Genomic DNA, 18,654 nt, shown 5'->3' on the forward strand with positions numbered 1-18,654 from the left:
TGGGAGTTGCCGTGATGTCGTCCAACAGCAAATTTGCGCTGAGTTTCAAGCTGCTCCTGGCCGCCGGCCTGGTCGCAGGCGCGACGCAACTGGTTTCGACAGGTTTCGTCTCCACGACAATCGCGCCGGAGTCCCCCGTCGTCGCATCGGTAGCGCTGCCGGAAGCTCAGCCCGCGTCCGAGCTTATCCAGGCATCCTTCGAGGAGCCCACAGCCGAGGAGGAAGCGGGATTTCGGATTACCGATCCACTGACCGTCGACGGCGAAATGGCCTTTGGCGAATATGCCTGGAACGAAGAGGGCGTACCCGCTGGCGAGATCCGCGTGATCGTCGATCTCGAAGCGGAACGGCTCTACGCCTATCGCGGCGGATCGGAAATCGGGCGCACGGTCATCCTCTATGGTCATGACGACAGCCCGACCCCGACCGGCAGCTTCACTATTACCGAGAAGGACGAGGATCATATCTCGAACCTGTATTTCGTGCCTATGCCCTACATGATGCGACTGACCAATGACGGCATCGCCATCCATGGCAGCATGGTCGAAGAAGGCTTTGCCTCGCGCGGCTGCATCGGCGTGCCCGACGATTTCGCTGAACTGCTGTTCAACCAGGTCGAGCTTGGTACCCGCGTACTGATCACCCGCGGCTCGCCCGTTACGGACGGCAATCTGGTCGCCGGGATCTAGTCGGCAAGCCCTTTTTAAAGGCAGCCTTCCACATATTGGATACTGGGGCCGCCGGCATGGATCAGCTCGATCACGCCTTCCGCGTTAGTCTCGTACCGAATACCGCGCGCATTCTCGTCCGACGTCCCGTTTTCGGTAATTTCCCCAGTGCTCCAAACGGTGAGATATTCGGCCGGTAAACCGATATAATTATGAGGCAGCACATCGAGCCGGTCGCCATAGGCCGCACGTACCGCGTCAGCGCTGTCGCCAACGGAAAGCCCTTCGGATGTCTGAAGGGTGGAGCCTGCACTCAGAGAAATGCTGGTCAACACTCCGCTTTCGATCATCACGAACATTCCGGTGGGCGCCTGAGCCGGCGGAAACTGGTCGCAAAATTCGGGTTCCGGGCTCCCCATCGCCTCGGGATCTGCAGGGCCGCCCACGGCCGCAACCACCTCATCGCGCGACATGCCGATGCGCAGCGGCCCCCAGCCCCCAGCCGACAGCACATCGCCCACTGTCGCGGCGTCAGCTTCCTGGGCGTCGTCTGTAGCGCCGGAGTCCGCTGCCGGTTCGTCGGTTTCCACACAACCGGAAAACAAAATTAGCGCGGCCGTCATTCCAACAAGCTTCTTCATATCCACTCTCCCCAGATCGCAATGTCGTGCGCCCCTGCCGAGTAGATCAACAATCGCCCGCCCGATCAACCATAAACGGCAGGCCAAGCTTTGCTTTTGACCCTGAAACGCTGCTTCTCTTGCCGACGCGCCACCGCTGCGACTAGACGGCTCTGATGGCCCACGAACCGCATCCGTTCCAGATAGTAAACTTCCGGGCCTATTGGGCTTCGCGGCTGTCGATGACACTTGGCCAATATGCGATGATGCTGATCATCGGCTGGCAGGCCTATAATATCGCCCGCGATGGCGGAATGAGCGTGGGCGGTGCGGCTGGACAGCTGGCGATTATCGGCCTGCTGCAATTCGTGCCGCTGTTCCTGCTGACGCCCTTTGCAGGGCTCGCGGCCGACCGGTTCGATCGCAAGACAGTCGCCCGCATCATGGTAGCACTGCAGATGCTGTGCGCTGCCGCGCTGAGTTTCGCGACATGGTCGGACATGATGACGCTGCCGACATTGTTCGGCATCGCGGTTATTCTCGGAATAGCGCGCGCCTTTGCCGGGCCGGCGCTCAGCGCGCTCGCGCCCAATCTCGTTCCCAAAGCGGTGCTGCCCAATGCCATCGCGCTGAGCTCGATCGCCTGGCAAACCGGCATGATCGTCGGCCCGGCAATCGGTGGCTATCTTTATGTCATCAATCCCGCCCTGCCCTATGCGGCGACCTGCGGGCTGCTTAGCATTTCCTTTATTGCGCTAAGCCTGATTGGTGCGGTGCCCCGGCCCGCGATCAGGGGTACACAACACCCGGTTTCGCAGGTTGTCGACGGATTGCGCTATGTCCGTCGCAACAAGATGGTGCTGGGCGCGATCACGCTTGATCTGTTCGCTGTGTTTCTGGCCGGCGCAACCGCGCTCTTCCCGGTCTATGCACGCGACATATTGGAAGTCGGCGCAACCGGGCTCAGCCAGCTTGCCGCCGCGCCTGCTGTCGGGGCCGCGCTCACCGCACTCTGGTTTTCCTTCCGCCCACTCAAGAACAATGTCGGGCCGAAAATGCTATGGGCGGTAGGCTTTTTCGGGCTGGCCACCATCGTCTTCGGCTTTTCGACATCGATGCCGCTTTCCCTTGCCGCGCTTTTTGTCGTTGGCGCGGCCGACATGTTCTCCGTCTATATCCGCCAGTCGCTGATCCAGCTTCATACGCCCGATGACAAGCGCGGACGGGTATCGTCCGTTTCGCTGTTGACCATCTCGGCTTCCAACGAATTCGGCGACTTTTTCAGCGGTACGCTGGCCTGGATTATCGGCCCCGTCGCGGCCGTGGTCACAGGCGGTTTCGGAGCTATCGCGACGGTGCTATTGTGGACCGCATGGTTCCCGGCGCTACGAACAACCAAGACATTCGAGCCGCCTGACGATCTCGACAATGACGATGATGAAGCCGGGCGGACAGAACAGACCTTGCAGGAGAAGACGACATGAAAGCCGCAAATATCCTCGAAACGATCGGCAACACCCCGCACATCCGTGTGCAGAGGCTATTTGGGGATGCTGAGGTGTGGATCAAGTCGGAGCGCGGCAATCCGGGCGGATCGATCAAAGACCGTATCGCCCTCGCCATGATCGAAGATGCCGAACAGTCCGGCGCATTAAAGCCCGGCGGCAGGATCATCGAGCCCACGTCCGGCAACACCGGTATCGGGCTTGCCATGGTCGCCGCTGTGAAAGGCTATGAGCTCGTGCTCGTGATGCCCGAAAGCATGTCCGTCGAACGGCGAAGGCTGATGCTTTCCTATGGCGCAACCTTCGATCTCACGCCCAAGGAAAAAGGCATGAAAGGCGCGATCGAGCGCGCGCAGGAACTGGTGGCGGCGGATGCCAACGCCTGGATGCCGCAACAGTTCGACAACCCGGCCAATGTCGCCGTTCATGTCGAGACGACGGCAAAGGAAATTCTCGCCGACTTTGCCGACGCGCCCATCGACATCCTGATTACCGGCGTCGGCACCGGCGGACATATTACCGGGTGCGCGGAAGTGCTCAAGAAACACTGGCCCGCCATGAAAGCCTATGCCGTCGAGCCGGTAGGTTCGCCGGTCATCTCGGGCGGCCAGCCCGGCCCTCATCCTATCCAGGGTATCGGCGCAGGGTTCATCCCGAGCAATCTCCACACCCAGGCCATCGACGGAGCGATCCAGGTCGATCCGGACGATGCCAAGGAAATGGCGCGTCGTGCAGCACGGGAGGAAGGTACGCTTGTGGGCATCAGCTCCGGCGCTACCCTGCAGGCCATCAAACAGAAGTTGACGGAAGTCGACGATGGTGTCCGCGTTCTCGGCTTCAACTACGATACCGGCGAGCGTTACCTGTCGGTTCCCGATTTCCTCCCGGAAGAATAGGAGAATGGCTCCGGCCTGATCCATGTGCGTTCTGGCTTTTGCATGGGCTGCGCATCCGCGCTGGCAGCTGGTCATGATCGGCAATCGCGATGAGCTTCACGCCCGGCCTGCGGCGGCGCTCGAACGCTGGGGCGATCACCCGCACGTTATCGCAGGCCGCGATCTCGAAGCTGGAGGAACCTGGCTGGGCGTATCGGAAGAAGGGCGCTTTGCGGTTGTCACCAATGTTGCAAACCTCGCTGGCCCGCAGCCGGACAAAGCATCGCGCGGCGCGCTTATCGCTGACATACTGATCGGCCGCGGTCGCTATGCCGCTCCGGAAAGTGGCGACCTGGACGATTTCAACCCGTTCAACATTATTGCGGTCGATAGCGGAAAGGCCCAGCTGCTCAGCAATCGGCCCGGTGCCGTAAAACGCACTCTTGGCCCCGGCATTTACGGCCTGTCCAATAGCATGTTCGAAGATAACTGGGCGAAGACGGATCGCATTAAAGCGTTGTTGGGCGACTGGCTCGATGCGGACAGCGAGAGCGATGGCCACCTGTTCGACGCGCTGCGGGCGGACGATGCACCGCAAGTTCCGCCAATCCGCGCCCAGCACAGCCCGATATTCATCCGCAACCCGCGTTATGGAACGCGCTGCAGCACCATGGTCGCCATAGACCATGCCGGTTGTGGCTGGATCTCGGAACGCCGCTACAATGCGGAGGGAGGCAAGACCGGCCAGACGCGCATGGCCATCGACTGGAGCGCATCAGCCACAGGCTGAGAAGCTATTTGCCCTGATCTTCCTGCATGACCGGTGGCAACAGCTCTTCCGGCGGCCGGACATCGTCACCCTCAAAGTCGGGATCCTCGGCAACAGGCTCGTCATCGCCAGGTGCGAACTCATCCTTCCCCTCCTCATTGATCCCGCCTTCGGCCTCGTCCTTGTCGGCAGGATCCGAGCGCCGGGTTACCAGATCGGCATCGGCCAGCCGGTCGATCAGGTCGTCGGCCCCGTTCATCCGGTGCACACGCCCGCGCCCGTCGGCAGTCGGTTCCGCGATATATTCAAGGCTGGCGTTCAAGCGACGGCTATAGTTAAATGCCGGTTCGGTCCCGCGCGGCAGTTCCAATATAAGCCTGCCCTCGCACCGTGCCTGTTCGAGACCCTCATCGAAATCGATCAGCCGCGGTTCTTCCATACGTGCGAGCGTTCCGCCCTCAAGCCGGCTCAATAATGCGCCGTCATCGTTGCTGGCTGTGCGCGCCCGGGCAAATATCCGTTGGCGAATGGAATCGATTGTCGATTGCGCAGCGCAAAGGCGTTCCCCGGAGCTCATTTCGGCGAGATCGCCCTCGGCGGATTCCGAATCCGACGCGGATTCATAGCGATAGTCAGCCAGGCCGAGCTGCATCGACCCGACATAAGCCAGCCCGGCAACGGCGACGACGCCCAATATTCCTATGATCCATTTCAGGCGTGTCGGCACAGGCTCTTCCTCTTCACGTGATCCCGCTATTTAGGATGAGACGAGCGATGACGTCCAGCGTGTCCGGTGGCCACCGGACACGTCAAACGCCATTCTGCCACTCCTGATCCGGTTTTAGGGCCTAGGCTGAGATGAACATCTCAGGCTCAAGCGCCATCAGGCTGTCCGAACCGCCCTCAATCTTTGCTCGCAGACCGGCCGCATCGGGCATGATTTTCTCCGCATAGAAACGCGCCGTTACCAGTTTGGCTTCGTGGAAGGCTTTGTCTTCCGTGCCGGCTTCGATGGCAGCGGCGCTGGCCTTCGCCATGCGCAGCCACATCAGGCCGAGCGTGGTGACGCCCATAAGCTGCATATAGTTGTAAGCGGCGGCACCGGCATTGTTGAGATTGGTAAATGCGTTCTGCATCAACCACATCGTGGCACCACGCAGCTCGCCATTTGCTTTTTCGAGCCCGGTTGCCACGGCATTGACGGCTTCGTTCTCCTGCAATTCGGCAACTTCTTCACCAACCATGGCCAGAAATGCCTGAATTGCCCGGCCGCCGTCCTTGGCGAGCTTGCGTCCGACAAGGTCCATCGCCTGAACCCCGTTTGTGCCCTCGTAGATCTGCGCGATCCGCGCATCGCGGACATATTGTTCCATACCCCATTCGCGGATGTAGCCATGGCCGCCAAAAACCTGCTGCGACTGGGTTGCGATCTGGTAGCCGAGATCCGTCACAAAACCCTTGATGACAGGCGTCAGCAGCGAGATCATATCGTCGGCAACCTGCCGTTCTTCTTCAGTCTGCGCCTTGTGGGCAAGATCGACCTGCAGGCCGCCCCAGATGCACAGCGCGCGGCTGGCTTCCAGATAGGCTTTCGATTCCATCAGCATCCGGCGAACATCCGGATGGACAAAAAGCGTATCGGCTTTTTCTTCCGGTTCCGCCGGACCCGTCAGCGCCCTGCCCTGCCGGCGATCCTGCGCATAGGCGACCGCATTCTGGAACGCGACTTCGCCAATCCCGAGACCCTGCGCCCCGACGCCCAGGCGCGCGGCGTTCATCATGATGAACATCGCGGCAAGGCCCTTATTCTCTTCCCCGACGAGCCAGCCCGATGCACCGTCGTAATTCATGACGCAGGTCGAATTGCCGTGGATACCCATTTTCTCTTCGATCGAGCCGCAGGAAGCCGCGTTACGCTCGCCGAGCGAGCCGTCGTCATTGACGAGAAATTTGGGTACGATGAACAGCGAGATTCCCTTCACGCTGTCAGGCGCATCCGGCGTCTTGGCGAGCACCAGATGGATGATATTTTCCGTCAGGTCATGCTCGCCCGACGAGATGAATATCTTTGTACCGGAAACCTTGAAACTGCCATCGGCCTGCGGTTCCGCCTTCGTGCGGATCAGGCCGAGATCCGTGCCGCAGTGGGGTTCCGTAAGGTTCATCGTGCCGCCCCATTCGCCAGACACCATTTTGGGCACATATTTTTCTTTTTGCGCCTGCGAGCCTTTCGCCATGATCGCAGCGGTCGCGCCCATCGTCAGTCCGTTATACATCGCAAACGCCATGTTGGAGCTGATCATATATTCTTCGATCGCGGTGCCGAGAACATGCGGCAGGCCCTGTCCGCCAAATTCCTCCGGGCCGGTCAAGGTGGTCCAGCCACCCTCAACAAGCTGGCGATAGGCTTCCTTGAACCCGTCGGGCGTCGATACCGAGCCATCCTCATGCCGGGTGCAGCCCTGCTCGTCCCCAACTTGATTGAGCGGAAACAGCACTTCCGAACAAAACCGTCCGCCTTCGGTCAATATGGCATCGGCCATATCCATCGTCGCATTCTCGAATCCGAGAAGGTTCGCATAACGATCCAGGCCGACAATATGATTCAGTACATATTGGGTATCGCGAACGGGTGCCGTGTATGTGGGCATGGTAATGGACTCCAATGTGGGAGCGCGATTTCCGCGGTCCCTGAATATCAAAATTTGGGCGCGAAATGATCGCGGACTATTTGTCGATTTTTTCGACCAGCTCGATGAAATTCTCAAGCTCGATGATCGAAGAATCGATATCCTCGCGCTGGCGCTTCAGAATTTCGATGCGCTCCCGGCACTTTACGAGAGTGACCTTGCGCTGCTTCACACGACCATCGCCAAGATCATACAGATCGATCATCTCGCGGATATCCGCGAGGCTGAAGCCGGTCCGCTTGGCACGCAAAATCCAGGCAAGTCTCGCCCTGTCCCGCTGCGCATAAACCCTGGTAAGACCGTGCCGTTCCGGCGAGATCAGTCCCTCGTCTTCGTAAAAGCGCAAAGCGCGCGGCGTCACTCCGAATTCCTCGGAAAGATCGGAGATCGTATAGGTTTCGCGGTTTTTTTCATCGGGTGTATCGATGCCCGCATGCTGTAGTGTTTCTGCCATGTCGCCTCAATAAAAGCGGTTCACGTTAACGTCAATCGGTGACGCTACGTCACTGGGAATATTTATGTCGGAATTGTGAGATATCTAGGTAATACGGGTCAGGGCTTCGCCTTCGATGCGCCGATAGAAGCAGCTGGTTTCGCCAGTATGGCAAGCCGGACCCGCCGGGTCCGCAACCAGCCAGACGGCATCCTGATCGCAATCGATCCGCATGTCGGCAATACGCAGGATGTTGCCGGAGGTTTCCCCCTTCTTCCACAGCGATTTCCGGCTGCGCGACCAGAAATGAGCAACCCCGGTTTCGATTGTGAGGTTCAGGGCTTCCCGGTTCATATGCGCGACCATCAGAACATCGCCGCTCTCACGTGCCGTAATCACCGCCGTCAGCAGTCCCGTTGCGTCGTACTTCGGATCAAGGGTCAGCGCGGTTTCGCGATCATCGGCCATTTGGAGCTGCTTTCTTCGGAGAGAATCTCTGAAATCCTCATCGCATTATGACAAAGACAAGACAAACGCGATTCCCCCCCCTATATGCTCGCACGTGACCGACCATTGCGCCGGAGTCGCTATGCTGACCACCGATCCATATGATGATGACAAGCTGCGGGAGGAATGCGGCGTATTTGGCATCTGGGGTGCCGATACTGCTGCTGCTGTAGTCGCCCTTGGCCTGCATGCGCTTCAGCATCGCGGACAGGAAGCCGCCGGCATCACCAGTTACGACCGCAACTGGTTTCACAGTCATCGCGCCGTTGGCCATGTCGCCGGCAACTTCGATGAAGATCATATCATCCGCCAGCTGCCCGGCGATGCCGCCTGTGGCCATGTTCGCTATTCTACAACCGGAGAAAGTGGACTGCGCAACGTGCAGCCGCTCTATGCCGAGCTCTCGTCCGGCGGATTTGCTGTGGCGCATAACGGCAATATCTCCAATGCCAGAACCCTGCGGCAGGAGCTGGTTCAGCATGGCTCCATCTTCCAGTCGACGTCCGACACCGAAACGATCATCCATCTGGTGGCGACCTCATCATTCAAGACCCTGCTCGACAGTTTCATCGATGCGCTGAAACAACTCGAAGGAGCCTATTCGCTGGTCTGCATCACACCCGAGGGCATGATAGGCTGCCGCGATCCACTGGGTATCCGTCCCCTCGTAATGGGCAAACTCGGCGATGCGGTTATCTTCGCATCGGAAAGCGTGGCGTTCGACGTGGTCGGAGCCGAATTTATCCGCGAAGTCGAGCCGGGCGAACTGATTGTCGTCAATGACAAAGGCATCAGGTCTCTGCATCCCTTTGCCAAGATTGCTCCGCGCCCCTGCATCTTCGAGCATGTCTACTTCTCGCGTCCAGATTCGATCGTCGATGGCCAGTCCGTCTATTCGGTACGCAAACAGATCGGCGCAGAGTTAGCCATCGAGAATCCCGTCGAAGCCGATCTCGTCATTCCGGTGCCCGATTCCGGAACGCCGGCGGCCATTGGATACGCCCAGCAGTCCGGCATTCCGTTCGAGCTCGGGATCATCCGGTCACATTATGTCGGCCGCACCTTCATTCAGCCCGGCGACAAGGTCCGCCACCTGGGCGTCAAGCTCAAGCATAATGCCAATCAGGCGCTGATCGAGGGCAAGCGCGTCATACTGGTGGACGATTCGATCGTCCGCGGAACCACGAGCACCAAGATTGTCGAGATGATGCGCGATGCCGGTGCGACGGAAGTCCATATGCGGATCGCCAGTCCGCCGACCCGCAACAGCTGCTTCTATGGCGTCGACACGCCGAAACGCGAAAAGCTGCTCGCCGCGCAATACGACGTCACCGGGATGCAGGACTATATCAAGGCAGACAGTCTCGCCTTTATCTCGATCGACGGACTGTACCGTGCCCTAGGCGAAACCGGGCGGAGCAATGATCATCCACAGCGCTGCGATGCATGTTTCACGGGCGATTATCCGACCACGCTGACCGATCAGGACGGCCTGGCCAATGTCACCCAGTTCCCCCTCCTGGCGGAACGCGTGACATGATCCTCGGCAAGCCATGGGAAGAGCAAATATAAATGACCAAGACGCTGGACGGAAAACTGGCCCTTGTAACCGGTGCCAGTCGCGGGATCGGTGCGGCCACGGCAAAAGCGCTGGCGGCTGAGGGTGCGCATGTCATCCTCGTGGCCCGGACAGTAGGCGGCCTCGAAGAGGTCGAGGATGCAATTCATGATGCCGGCGGCAGTGCGACCATCGCGCCTCTGGACCTCGTCGACGGCGACAGCATCCGGCGGCTTGCCGCTGCAATCAGCGAACGATGGGACGCACTCGATATCCTCGTCCTCAACGCGGCAATGCTGGGCTCGCTGATGCCCGTGCACCAGATCGACGCCAAGGAACTGTCCGACGTCATGACGCTCAACTTCACGGCGCAGCAGGCGATGATCGCGGCCTTCGACCCGATGCTCCGCAAGAGCCAGCAGGGCCGGCTGATCGCCATCACCTCCAGCGTCGGCGCCAATCCGCGTGCATTCTGGGGGGCTTACGGCGCCTCCAAGGCTGCGCTCGATACGCTGGTCACCGCCTATGGCGAAGAGGTCAAGAACCTCACACCCCTGCGCGTTGCCATTATCGATCCGGGGGCTACCGCAACCAAGATGCGTCAGCTTGCCTATCCGGGCGAGGACCAGGCAACGCTCAAGGGCCCCGACACGGTAGCGGATGCGATCGTCGAACTGGCGACCGGCGATTTCGAGACCGGATACCGGGTAAAGGTCGAAAACCGGGGCACCTAGCCTATCACGCCCGGTCGGGGTAAGAACGTCCCGACAATGTCCGTTTCCGTCACAATCATCAGTGATACCCATGCGATGCACGGATCGCTGTCACTGCCGGGCGGCGATATCCTGATCCATTGCGGCGACATGCTCGATCTTTTCGATCGCGACGCGGCGGCGTTGACGGAACTCGACGACTGGTTCGGCCGACAAAACTACCCGAAGATCCTTGTCACCGGCGGCAATCACGACCTTGCACTCGAGGCCGCGCTGGCGCGAACGCAACAGCCGTTTCGCAATGCGCGCTATATCCAGGACGAACGGCTCACCGTCGAAGGGTTGGACATCTACGCTGCGCCCTGGGTACCAGAACTGGCAAGCCATGCTTTCTACCTAGACGAGGGCGCGCTGCGCGAAAAATGGGCGGCAATCCCTTCGGGCCTCGATATCCTGATCACCCATGTCCCGCCCGCCGGGATATTGGACCATTCGCGCCGCGGTCATTCGCATGGCTGTCCGCACTTGGCTGCCGAGATCGCGCGGATCGCGCCGCGGCTCCATTGTTTCGGCCATGTGCATGCCAGCGCAGGCGAGTCCCACATTGGCGATACACTGTTCGTCAATGCGAGCTCGGCGATCAGCGGTGAACGCGCTGTGAGAGCGCCCTTCGTGCTGGAGGTTGAGCCGGATCGCCCGGCATAGGTCCTTCTTCGCTGTTCGGAGATATTGGGGTTTCATCGCCGCCCGCCATTTCCTAAGCTTGCCTCGGGGGGGACGGTATCATGATACGCATCATAAAAATCCTGCTCATAGTGAGCGTCGCATCTTGGGCGCTGCTGGGCGCGGTCGAGAATGTTGTCGACTGGGGCGGCACAACCGGAGCGGTAGCCGCGACCGTTTCCATGTCGACCTTTGAAGGCGGCGCGGAAAGCTGGAAGGCAACCTCGAGCGTTGCAGTTGTAACGACTGGCGCGCTGTTGATCCTGTTGGGCAAGCTCATCGCCGGGCTGTTCTGCCTGGCCGGGGCATGGCGGATGTGGTCGGCGCGCGCCAGCGATGCGGTGGCCTTCCAGAACGCGAAAGTCCTGGCTCTGGCCGGCTGCGGGACCGCTGTCCTCCTGCTTTTCGCGGGATGGATCGTGATCGCCGAAACATGGTTCGAATTGTGGCGATCGGAGATGATGCGAGATTTGGCGCTCCAGTCAGCCTTCCGCTATGGCGCGATGATCGGGGTAATCGCCCTGATTGTAGGTGCTCGCGACGACTAGCCCTGGCGGACGGTAAGGAGACGCAGACAATGCTGTTTTCCCGACTCAAGAAGCGACGTGATGCGAAAAAGCTCGTCTTGTCGAACCGGGTCAAAGAGTCTTTTCAGCGACTGGCAGGCCTTACCGGAGACGTTCACCGGGCCGTTGCGGCCTATCATGCAGCCGTCTTCCGCCGCTCCCCGCAGGCGCACACGCCGTCCCGAAGCGACGCTCTTGGCGATCTACTCACTGATCTTGAAGAAGCAGCCGACGACCAGGGAACCTGGTCTCGCGTGTTCGACGATCTTACGCTGACGCATTGCAACCGGGTGCGCCAGATAATGCGCGCGCGGGAAGAGCTGGAAAGCACCGCACCGCCAAGCAGGCATCTGGTCCGCCGCATCGAATGGCTGACCGAGCGAACGGAAAAGATCGGCCGGGACGTACAGCGCCTCGAACAGGACTATCGGAAGGCTGCCGAAACGGATGAATGATCTGCCTTCTCGCGCGCATGCCGGATATTGACGCAAGTGTATTAGTTATATAATACGCTTACACCCAACAGGAGCGGCAAGAGCCACCGCAATCGCACAGGTAGGATCGATCAATGCAGTCTCCCCAAAGCTGGAATCCCCAAATATTGGGTCGGTCCGTCGGATGGACACTGATCGGCACCATCGTCATCGGCATTTTGTCGGCGCTGTTCGTCGTCCAGGGAATCGATATCAACCTGTCGGCAAATGTTGCCGCGGTTGCCGAAGCGATGCAGGACGCGGAGCTGCGGTTGCGGGCAAAGGCCTATGTCGCGCTGCTGTTGTTCAGCATGGAAATCTTCATCCTTGCCGGACTTTTCCTTTTGCTTCGCAAGGCGGGTGAGTTGTTAGCGAGCTGGAGCCTGTTCGTAGGGCTCACGGGATCCATTCTCTCCCTGCTCGGTGCGGTCCTGGCCCTGAACGGTGCCGAGATTTCGAGCGACCCCGCCTATACCAGCCTGGCCAGCGATACACAGCTCACACTATTGGGCCTGCAGGCAACGACCGACTATACGTCATTCCATCTCGGCCTTGTCCTTTCGAGCATCTCGAAGGCGGGCTTTTTTGCGCTGTTCCTCCGGTCCGGCCTGATTCCCCGGATCATCGCGGCATGGGGCCTGTTTGCCTCGGCATTCGTCGCCAGCACGATCGTCGCGCGCGATTTTATCCCGTTGCTCGGCAACGGCTCCATCACGGCTGCCTTCATGCTCTCCAACCTGATCGCACTGGTTTCGCTCGGGCTTTATCTGGGCATTCGCGGGGTTCGCGCCGCGTAATCTGGAGGGTCCGCAAACCGGCGCGGACAAGAGATCGCCAACTTACTAGCCCGGATGCGGCTTCATTTTGTTGACGCCGCGCCACAGCTGTTCGTAGACAAGCGGCTATGGCCAAAACGCACCTTCTTTTCTCCCTGCCCCTGCTCCTTGCCAGCTGCGCCTCGATGGACGGGACGCAGGCCGTTGGCAGTGAATCTCCGGACCAGCCTGTCATACAGGCAGACACGTCACCGGCCGCAATGCGGGGAGCAGCTTTCGCGCAATCGCATTGTTCGCAATGCCATTCCATTGAAGACGGCTTTTCCCCCAGGCCCGAATCTCCGTCGTTTGCACAGATCGTCAATACGCCCGGCCTCACCGATGAAACCCTGAATTATTGGCTGGAGAATTCGCACAATTTTCCTGAAATAATGGACTTCACAATTGCGCCCGAACAGATCGACGATCTTGCGCAGTACATGCTGACGCTCAAAGACGAGGACTATCAACCACCCGTCCAATAGACGTGAACCTCGGTATGTCTGAGATACCGGCCAGATGCGGATTGCAGCCAAATCGCACCCGGATAGATTCAGGCGGTCGGTATCACTCGCCCCCAATATCCGATTGACGGACCTTGCCGTTATTCGCCTGCCGGATGCTCGGCGGCTGCCTCTGTATCGATCGCCGCCTGCACAGCCCGGTAAAAGGCATTGCGACGCTCCCTTGGCTCCGGTCCCGACGCAATTGGCCAATTGCCATTGCTCGCGATCACCAGTCCACGCGCCGGATCGATAAAGATGCCCTGCCCGAAAATACCCTGGGCGGCGAAGCTGCCGTCGTCGAAGGTCCACCATTGATAACCATAGCCGCGGCCCGGCACGCCGAAATCGGCCTGGCGAGTACCGGCAGCGTCGAACCAGCCTTCCGGCACAACATGCTCATCGCCGATCATCCCGCCGCCCAGCACGAATAGCCCGAAGCGCGCATAGTCGCGCACGGTGGCCGAGATGCAGCAACCCGCAATCTCCGCGCCGCCAGCATTGACGATCCACTCCGCATCCTGCGCCATACCGAACCGCGACCAGATTTCCTGCGACAGATAGTCTGCGAGCGGCATACCGACCGCATTGGCCACAACCACCCCGATAAGGTTGGTTTCACCCGTATTATACTGCCAGCGCGTGCCAGGCTCAGCTTCGCTTTCCAGCGTGCGCATATAGGTGACAATGGGGTCCACGCCCGGTTCGGGGGTCACCTGGTTGAATAGCGAAACATCCGATTGCGGATCGGTATAGTCCTCGTTCCAGCGCACGCCCGAGGTCATGGTCAGCAGGTGGCGGACCGTCACCCCGTCATAGCCGCTCCCCGCAAGCTCCGGGATATAGTCGGTCACGAGAGAATCCAGCGACTGGATATGGCCGTCGACGATCGCCGCGCCGACCAGGCTCGATGTCAGCGATTTGGCGACCGAGAAGCTGGTCCAGCGCGTATCGACATCGGCGCCCATCCTGTACCGTTCGGCCCGGACCCGACCATTGTGCAGGATCACGATTCCGGCCGCGCGCTGATCGGCCAGATAGTCGTCTAGCGTCCATTGTTCGCCGTTCCTCTCCCATGAGAGGTCGAGCTCGGGGCCGCGCGGCAGTTCCAGAAAATTCTCGCCGTTTGCGATCGTCCGGACCGGCGCCAGCTCCTCCATACGCGAAAAACCGTAGTCGCGCTGCGGCAGTGTCCACATCAGGATGTTGATATCGGTCGGAACGACGCTGTCCGCCGGCGCCGCCTCCTGCGCTGTCGCGGGGGCCGACAGCATCAGGCCCAATGTTGCGGCCGCAGCCAGAATCCGTCTTTTCATTGTCATCCCTTTTCTTCGGTTGCCCAATTCGTCATCCGGCGCCGGGTTCAGCCCGGGGCGGCGTTTCCCGGTTCCTCTTTCACCAGCGTCACCTGCGCGACATCGATGCCGCCCGCGCGGAAACCGCCCTCGCAATACATCAGATAGAAGCGCCACAAGGTGTGGAAGCGCTCGTCGAACCCGTCCGGAAGCGTTCCGGCCGCAACCGCCGCGTCGTAATTTTCGCGCCAGCGCCTGAGCGTTTCCGCATAATGGAGGTGGTACCCCTTGCGCTCGGTCCATTGCAGCCCGGCATCCCGGGCCATGCGCGCAAAGCGCGTTTCTTCGATCAGCATCCCGCCCGGAAACACATAGGTCTGGATGAAGTCGGCGCTCGCCGCATAGGCGTCGAACCCCTCTTCTTCGAGCGAAATCAGTTGCAGCGCCGCCTTGCCGCCGGGCTTCAGCCTGTCCGCAATGGTTTGCAGATAGGCTGGCCAATATTCCTGGCCCACAGCCTCTACCATTTCGACACTGGCAATCGCGTCGAATGTTCCCTCGACATCGCGGTAATCGACCAGTTCGACCTTCGCCGTGCGCTCGACCCCTGCTTTGGCAAGCCGCTTTTCGGCATACGCCTTTTGCTCGGTGGAAAGCGTTATGCCGGTGACGGTGACGCCATACTCCGGAGCCGCAACCTCCATGAGGCCGCCCCAGCCACAACCGATTTCGAGCAGCGTATCGCCGGGCTTCAGATCGAGCCGGTCGAGCAGTTTGCGGACCTTGCGGTGCTGAGCTTCGGCCAGCGACTCCTCGGCTGAGAGCGGGTCGATATAGATCGCGCTCGAATAGGCCATCGTTTCATCGAGCCAGGCGGCGTAAAAATCGTTGCCGAGATCGTAATGCGCTTCGATATTCTTGCGGGCATTGCTGCGGGTATTCTTCCGCTGGGTGTGCGCAAGCAGGTTGCGCATGCGGGCGGCCCCCTTGGCGCGCGCCACATTGCCCAGCGTCTTCCGGTTGGCGACGAACAGCTCGAACAGTTTCTCCGGTGCCGCGCTGTCCCACTCGCCTTCGGCATAGCCGCGATACCAGCCCACGGATCCCGACGTCATGAGGCGGATAAGCGGGCGCCAGCTTTTCAGTTCGATGTGCGCCGATACGCCTGGTTCGCGATTTCCCAGCATGCGCGTCTTGCCATCGGGGAGTTTCGCCTCGAGCGAGCCAGCCATGAGGCCGGCGTCGATGCGGTTCAGCAATTTATGAAAACCCGGTGCGGACAGGCGCGTAAACCAGGACGATCCGGTAGAAAAACCGCGATCGGCTTTTAGCAAATGTTCGCCCCGTGATGACGGACTGCTCGCCATATCCCCTCCTGCGCTGTCTTATGGCCCAGATTCATTGTTTATTGCAACGGTTTCAGATCGCCGTAACGGCCTAGTTTTTCACCTCTCGATAGGCGTCCAGCGCCCGCTCGCGCGCTGCCCTGTGGCCGATGATCTTGGCGGGATAATCCTTCGGCTTGCAGCCGTGCGCTTCCGGGTCGTGAACATAAGGGTCGTCGAGATCGGCAAGCTCGGGAACCCAGCGGCGGATATAGTCGCCCGCTCCGAATTTTTCCGACTGGCTGAGCGGCGCCATGATCCGAACGAACATGTTGGAATCGACGCCCGTGCCGGCGGTCCATTGCCAGTTGGTCGCGTTCGATCCGTAATCGGCATCGACCAGCGTGTCCCAGAACCAGCGCTCGCCCTCGCGCCAGTCGATGAGAAGGTGCTTCACGAGAAAGCTCGCCGCAATCATCCGCACCCGGTTGTGCATCCAGCCCGTCGCCCAGAGCTCCCGCATCCCGGCATCGACAATCGGGTAGCCGGTGCGCCCCTCGCACCAGCGATCGAAATCGTCGCGTACCGCAGATGAACGAAAGTCGCGCCAGGGAAATGCATCAAACTGGTCGCGATAGCCCGTGCGCCCATAGTCGGGGAACTGGCGGATGACATTCTGCGCATAATCCCGCCATGCCAGCTCTTTCTGAAAGATTGTGACGTCACGGCCCCGCCCCGATACCCGGTGCCAGACATAAGTGGGCGATACTTCGCCAAAATGAAGGTGGGGAGAGAGCCGCGAAGTCCCGGCTTCCGAAGGCAGGTTGCGACGATCGTCATAGCTTGTCGCCCGGTCGATAAAGGCATCGACGTTGCGCCGCGCGCCCTCCTCGCCCGGTGTCCAGTGATCGGCAAAACCGACTGCCCAGTCGGGGTTGGAGGGCGTCAGCTCCCAATCGTCCAGAGTGTCGCTCTCCGGCCATTGGTCCGGCGCGTCGATCGTCTGCGGCGTCCGTACGGGCTCGCCCGGCGGCATGTGCTCGCGCAGTGCCTTCCAGAAGGGCGTGTAGATCTTGTAGGGGGTGCCGCTACCGGTCGTGACCGAGCCCGGCGGCATCAGATAGTTGCCGTCATGAAGGCACAGACCGACGCCGTCCGGTAATCTTGTCTTCAAGTCTCGCTCTGCGTTACGCCACCACGGTTCGTAATGGCGGAGCGCGTGAATTTGGGACGCCCCTGTAGAATCCGCTATCTCAGCCAGAATGTCAGCACTCACACCGCGCCGCAGGATCAATCGCGACCCCTTGTCCCGCAAACTCGCATCGAGCGAAACCAGCGAATGATGGAGCCACCAGCGAGAGGCCGCGCCCATTTTGCGGTGTTTCGGCGTTTCGTCATCAAGGATATAGGCCGGGATAACCGGCCCGCGCGACGCCGCTTCGGCAAGCGCCGCCTGATCTGACAAGCGCAAGCCGCGCCGAAACCAGACGATCGCGGGTGATGTCATGTCACCACATTGTCCGACAGGCAGAAACCCCGGCTATTTGCCTACTTTCCAGGTCTGTCCATGCTCGATCAGCGCCTGGAGGTCGTCCGACTTGCCTTCCGAGGCTGCCGCATTCTGCTCCATCACCGCGCCATCGAAAGTCGGGCGAGGATCGTCGTAGATCACGCCCAGCGCCATCGGATAGTCTCCGAACGGCATTTCGACGAGCATATTGGCAAGCGCGCGGTTGGTCTGGTCGTGACGCAGCACACCGGCGGCTTCCCAGTCGCCGTCGGCCACATCGACTACCCGGGCGCCGAACAGCGCGGGATCCATCGCAATGCCCTTGGTGCCATTGGCGAAAAGCAGCGGTTCGCCATGCTCTACCCAAAGCTGCGTATCGGGCGCTGTCTTCTTGTCCGTAAAGTCCGAGAACACATCTTCATTATAGACGATACAGTTTTGAAATATTTCGACAAAAGCTGTGCCTTCATGGGCGTATGCCGCCTTGAACGCGTCCGTCAGCTTCTTGTTGACATCGATGCCGCGCGCAACGAAACGCGCGCCGGATCCAAGCGCGAACGCACAGGGATTTACCGGGCGGTCGACCGAGCCGAATGGCGTGGAGGGACTGCGCGTGCCGGGCCGTGATGTCGGCGAATATTGGCCCTTGGTCAGCCCGTAAATCTCATTGTTGAACAGCAGCACCTGGCAATCGAGGTTGCGGCGCAACAGATGGAGCATATGGTTGCCGCCGATCGACAGGCCGTCGCCATCGCCGGTCACCAGCCAGACATCCAGCTCGGGGTTGGCCAGCTTGACGCCAGTCGCCACGGTCGGCGCACGTCCATGGATCGTGTGGAACCCGTATGTTTCCATATAATAGGGAAAGCGCGAGGAGCAGCCGATGCCGGAAACGAACACGGTATTGGCCGGGTCTGCGCCAAGCTGCGGCATGGTCCGCTGTACGGCTTTCAGGATGGCATAGTCGCCGCAACCGGGGCACCAGCGCACTTCCTGATCGGTTTCCCAGTCCTTGAGCGTCGTTGTGACGGGGGTCATGTCGTTCATCGGATTTCCCTCAGCTCCACAGCATGTAAATTACGGCGAGGATCACAATCAGCATCCCG

Annotated in this window: 20 protein-coding genes; 11 read left to right on the forward strand and 9 right to left on the reverse strand. The window is 60.2% G+C overall.

What is annotated here, in order from left to right; translation table 11 throughout:
- The first annotated feature begins 14 nt into the window (after positions 1–14).
- Positions 15–689 carry a L,D-transpeptidase family protein gene (locus tag DFR46_RS03555; protein ID WP_162843384.1) on the forward strand — a complete coding sequence of 225 codons (675 nt, stop codon included), beginning with the start codon at positions 15–17 and terminating at the stop codon, positions 687–689.
- A gap of 14 nt (positions 690–703) precedes the next feature.
- On the opposite strand, the gene DFR46_RS03560 is transcribed toward DFR46_RS03555, so the two are convergent.
- Positions 704–1,309: a hypothetical protein gene (locus DFR46_RS03560; protein WP_116235196.1), complete on the reverse strand. Its 606-nt coding sequence runs from the start codon at positions 1,307–1,309 to the stop codon at positions 704–706.
- Positions 1,310–1,464: 155 nt separating this feature from the next.
- Between DFR46_RS03560 and DFR46_RS03565 the strand changes: the two genes are divergently transcribed.
- From DFR46_RS03565 to DFR46_RS03575, 3 genes are read left to right on the forward strand one after another with little or no spacing between them, the layout of a single operon-like run.
- Positions 1,465–2,772 (forward strand): MFS transporter, encoded by a 1,308-nt coding sequence (locus DFR46_RS03565; RefSeq protein ID WP_116235197.1) that lies wholly within the window; start codon positions 1,465–1,467, stop codon positions 2,770–2,772.
- Positions 2,769–3,689, forward strand: coding sequence for a cysteine synthase A (gene cysK / locus DFR46_RS03570; protein WP_116235198.1), 921 nt, complete (start codon positions 2,769–2,771; stop codon positions 3,687–3,689). Before DFR46_RS03565 ends, cysK begins: the two co-directional genes overlap by 4 nt.
- 22 nt (positions 3,690–3,711) lie before the next feature.
- On the forward strand, positions 3,712–4,458 hold the full coding sequence (locus tag DFR46_RS03575; RefSeq protein WP_116235199.1) for an NRDE family protein: 747 nt from the start codon (positions 3,712–3,714) through the stop codon (positions 4,456–4,458).
- A gap of 4 nt (positions 4,459–4,462) precedes the next feature.
- Here DFR46_RS03575 and DFR46_RS03580 read toward each other — a convergent pair whose 3' ends face one another.
- The 4 genes from DFR46_RS03580 to hisI form a co-directional block, all read right to left on the reverse strand.
- A complete protein-coding gene (locus DFR46_RS03580; protein WP_147297608.1) occupies positions 4,463–5,164 on the reverse strand; it encodes a hypothetical protein in 702 nt (233 codons plus the stop codon).
- A 121-nt stretch (positions 5,165–5,285) separates the two neighbouring features.
- Entirely contained in the window at positions 5,286–7,088 is a 1,803-nt protein-coding gene (locus tag DFR46_RS03585) for an acyl-CoA dehydrogenase C-terminal domain-containing protein (protein WP_116235201.1), read from the reverse strand.
- 76 nt (positions 7,089–7,164) lie between these two features.
- A complete protein-coding gene (locus tag DFR46_RS03590) occupies positions 7,165–7,581 on the reverse strand; it encodes a MerR family transcriptional regulator (RefSeq protein ID WP_116235202.1) in 417 nt (138 codons plus the stop codon).
- 84 nt (positions 7,582–7,665) lie between these two features.
- Positions 7,666–8,028 carry a phosphoribosyl-AMP cyclohydrolase gene (gene hisI / locus DFR46_RS03595; RefSeq protein WP_116235203.1) on the reverse strand — a complete coding sequence of 121 codons (363 nt, stop codon included), beginning with the start codon at positions 8,026–8,028 and terminating at the stop codon, positions 7,666–7,668.
- 121 nt (positions 8,029–8,149) lie between these two features.
- Between hisI and purF the strand changes: the two genes are divergently transcribed.
- The 7 genes from purF (at position 8,150) to DFR46_RS03630 (ending at position 13,400) form a co-directional block, all read left to right on the forward strand.
- On the forward strand, positions 8,150–9,607 hold the full coding sequence (purF, locus tag DFR46_RS03600; protein WP_116235204.1) for an amidophosphoribosyltransferase: 1,458 nt from the start codon (positions 8,150–8,152) through the stop codon (positions 9,605–9,607).
- Positions 9,608–9,639: 32 nt separating this feature from the next.
- Positions 9,640–10,359 (forward strand): SDR family NAD(P)-dependent oxidoreductase, encoded by a 720-nt coding sequence (locus DFR46_RS03605; RefSeq protein WP_116235205.1) that lies wholly within the window; start codon positions 9,640–9,642, stop codon positions 10,357–10,359.
- A 36-nt stretch (positions 10,360–10,395) separates the two neighbouring features.
- A complete protein-coding gene (locus DFR46_RS03610; protein ID WP_116235206.1) occupies positions 10,396–11,043 on the forward strand; it encodes a metallophosphatase domain-containing protein in 648 nt (215 codons plus the stop codon).
- Positions 11,044–11,123: 80 nt separating this feature from the next.
- A complete protein-coding gene (locus tag DFR46_RS03615; protein WP_116235207.1) occupies positions 11,124–11,609 on the forward strand; it encodes a DUF2165 family protein in 486 nt (161 codons plus the stop codon).
- 29 nt (positions 11,610–11,638) lie between these two features.
- Complete coding sequence (locus DFR46_RS03620) at positions 11,639–12,082, forward strand: hypothetical protein (protein WP_116235208.1); 444 nt, start codon at positions 11,639–11,641, stop codon at positions 12,080–12,082.
- A gap of 113 nt (positions 12,083–12,195) precedes the next feature.
- Entirely contained in the window at positions 12,196–12,897 is a 702-nt protein-coding gene (locus DFR46_RS03625; protein ID WP_116235209.1) for a DUF4386 domain-containing protein, read from the forward strand.
- Positions 12,898–13,004: 107 nt separating this feature from the next.
- Positions 13,005–13,400, forward strand: coding sequence for a c-type cytochrome (locus DFR46_RS03630; RefSeq protein WP_116235210.1), 396 nt, complete (start codon positions 13,005–13,007; stop codon positions 13,398–13,400).
- A gap of 119 nt (positions 13,401–13,519) precedes the next feature.
- Here the strand turns inward: DFR46_RS03630 and DFR46_RS03635 are convergent, their stop codons facing one another.
- From DFR46_RS03635 to DFR46_RS03650, 4 genes are all read right to left on the reverse strand, one after another.
- A complete protein-coding gene (locus DFR46_RS03635; RefSeq protein WP_245953651.1) occupies positions 13,520–14,734 on the reverse strand; it encodes a serine hydrolase domain-containing protein in 1,215 nt (404 codons plus the stop codon).
- A 47-nt stretch (positions 14,735–14,781) separates the two neighbouring features.
- Positions 14,782–16,080, reverse strand: a complete 1,299-nt coding sequence (locus tag DFR46_RS03640; protein WP_116235212.1) for an SAM-dependent methyltransferase — start codon at positions 16,078–16,080, stop codon at positions 14,782–14,784.
- A 70-nt stretch (positions 16,081–16,150) separates the two neighbouring features.
- On the reverse strand, positions 16,151–17,545 hold the full coding sequence (locus DFR46_RS03645; protein WP_116235213.1) for a cryptochrome/photolyase family protein: 1,395 nt from the start codon (positions 17,543–17,545) through the stop codon (positions 16,151–16,153).
- Between the two features lie 33 nt (positions 17,546–17,578).
- Positions 17,579–18,595: a 2-oxoacid:ferredoxin oxidoreductase subunit beta gene (locus tag DFR46_RS03650; protein WP_116235214.1), complete on the reverse strand. Its 1,017-nt coding sequence runs from the start codon at positions 18,593–18,595 to the stop codon at positions 17,579–17,581.
- Positions 18,596–18,654 lie beyond the last annotated feature (59 nt).

The sequence above is a fragment of the Parasphingopyxis lamellibrachiae genome, from assembly GCF_003385775.1.
GTDB lineage: Bacteria > Pseudomonadota > Alphaproteobacteria > Sphingomonadales > Sphingomonadaceae > Parasphingopyxis > Parasphingopyxis lamellibrachiae.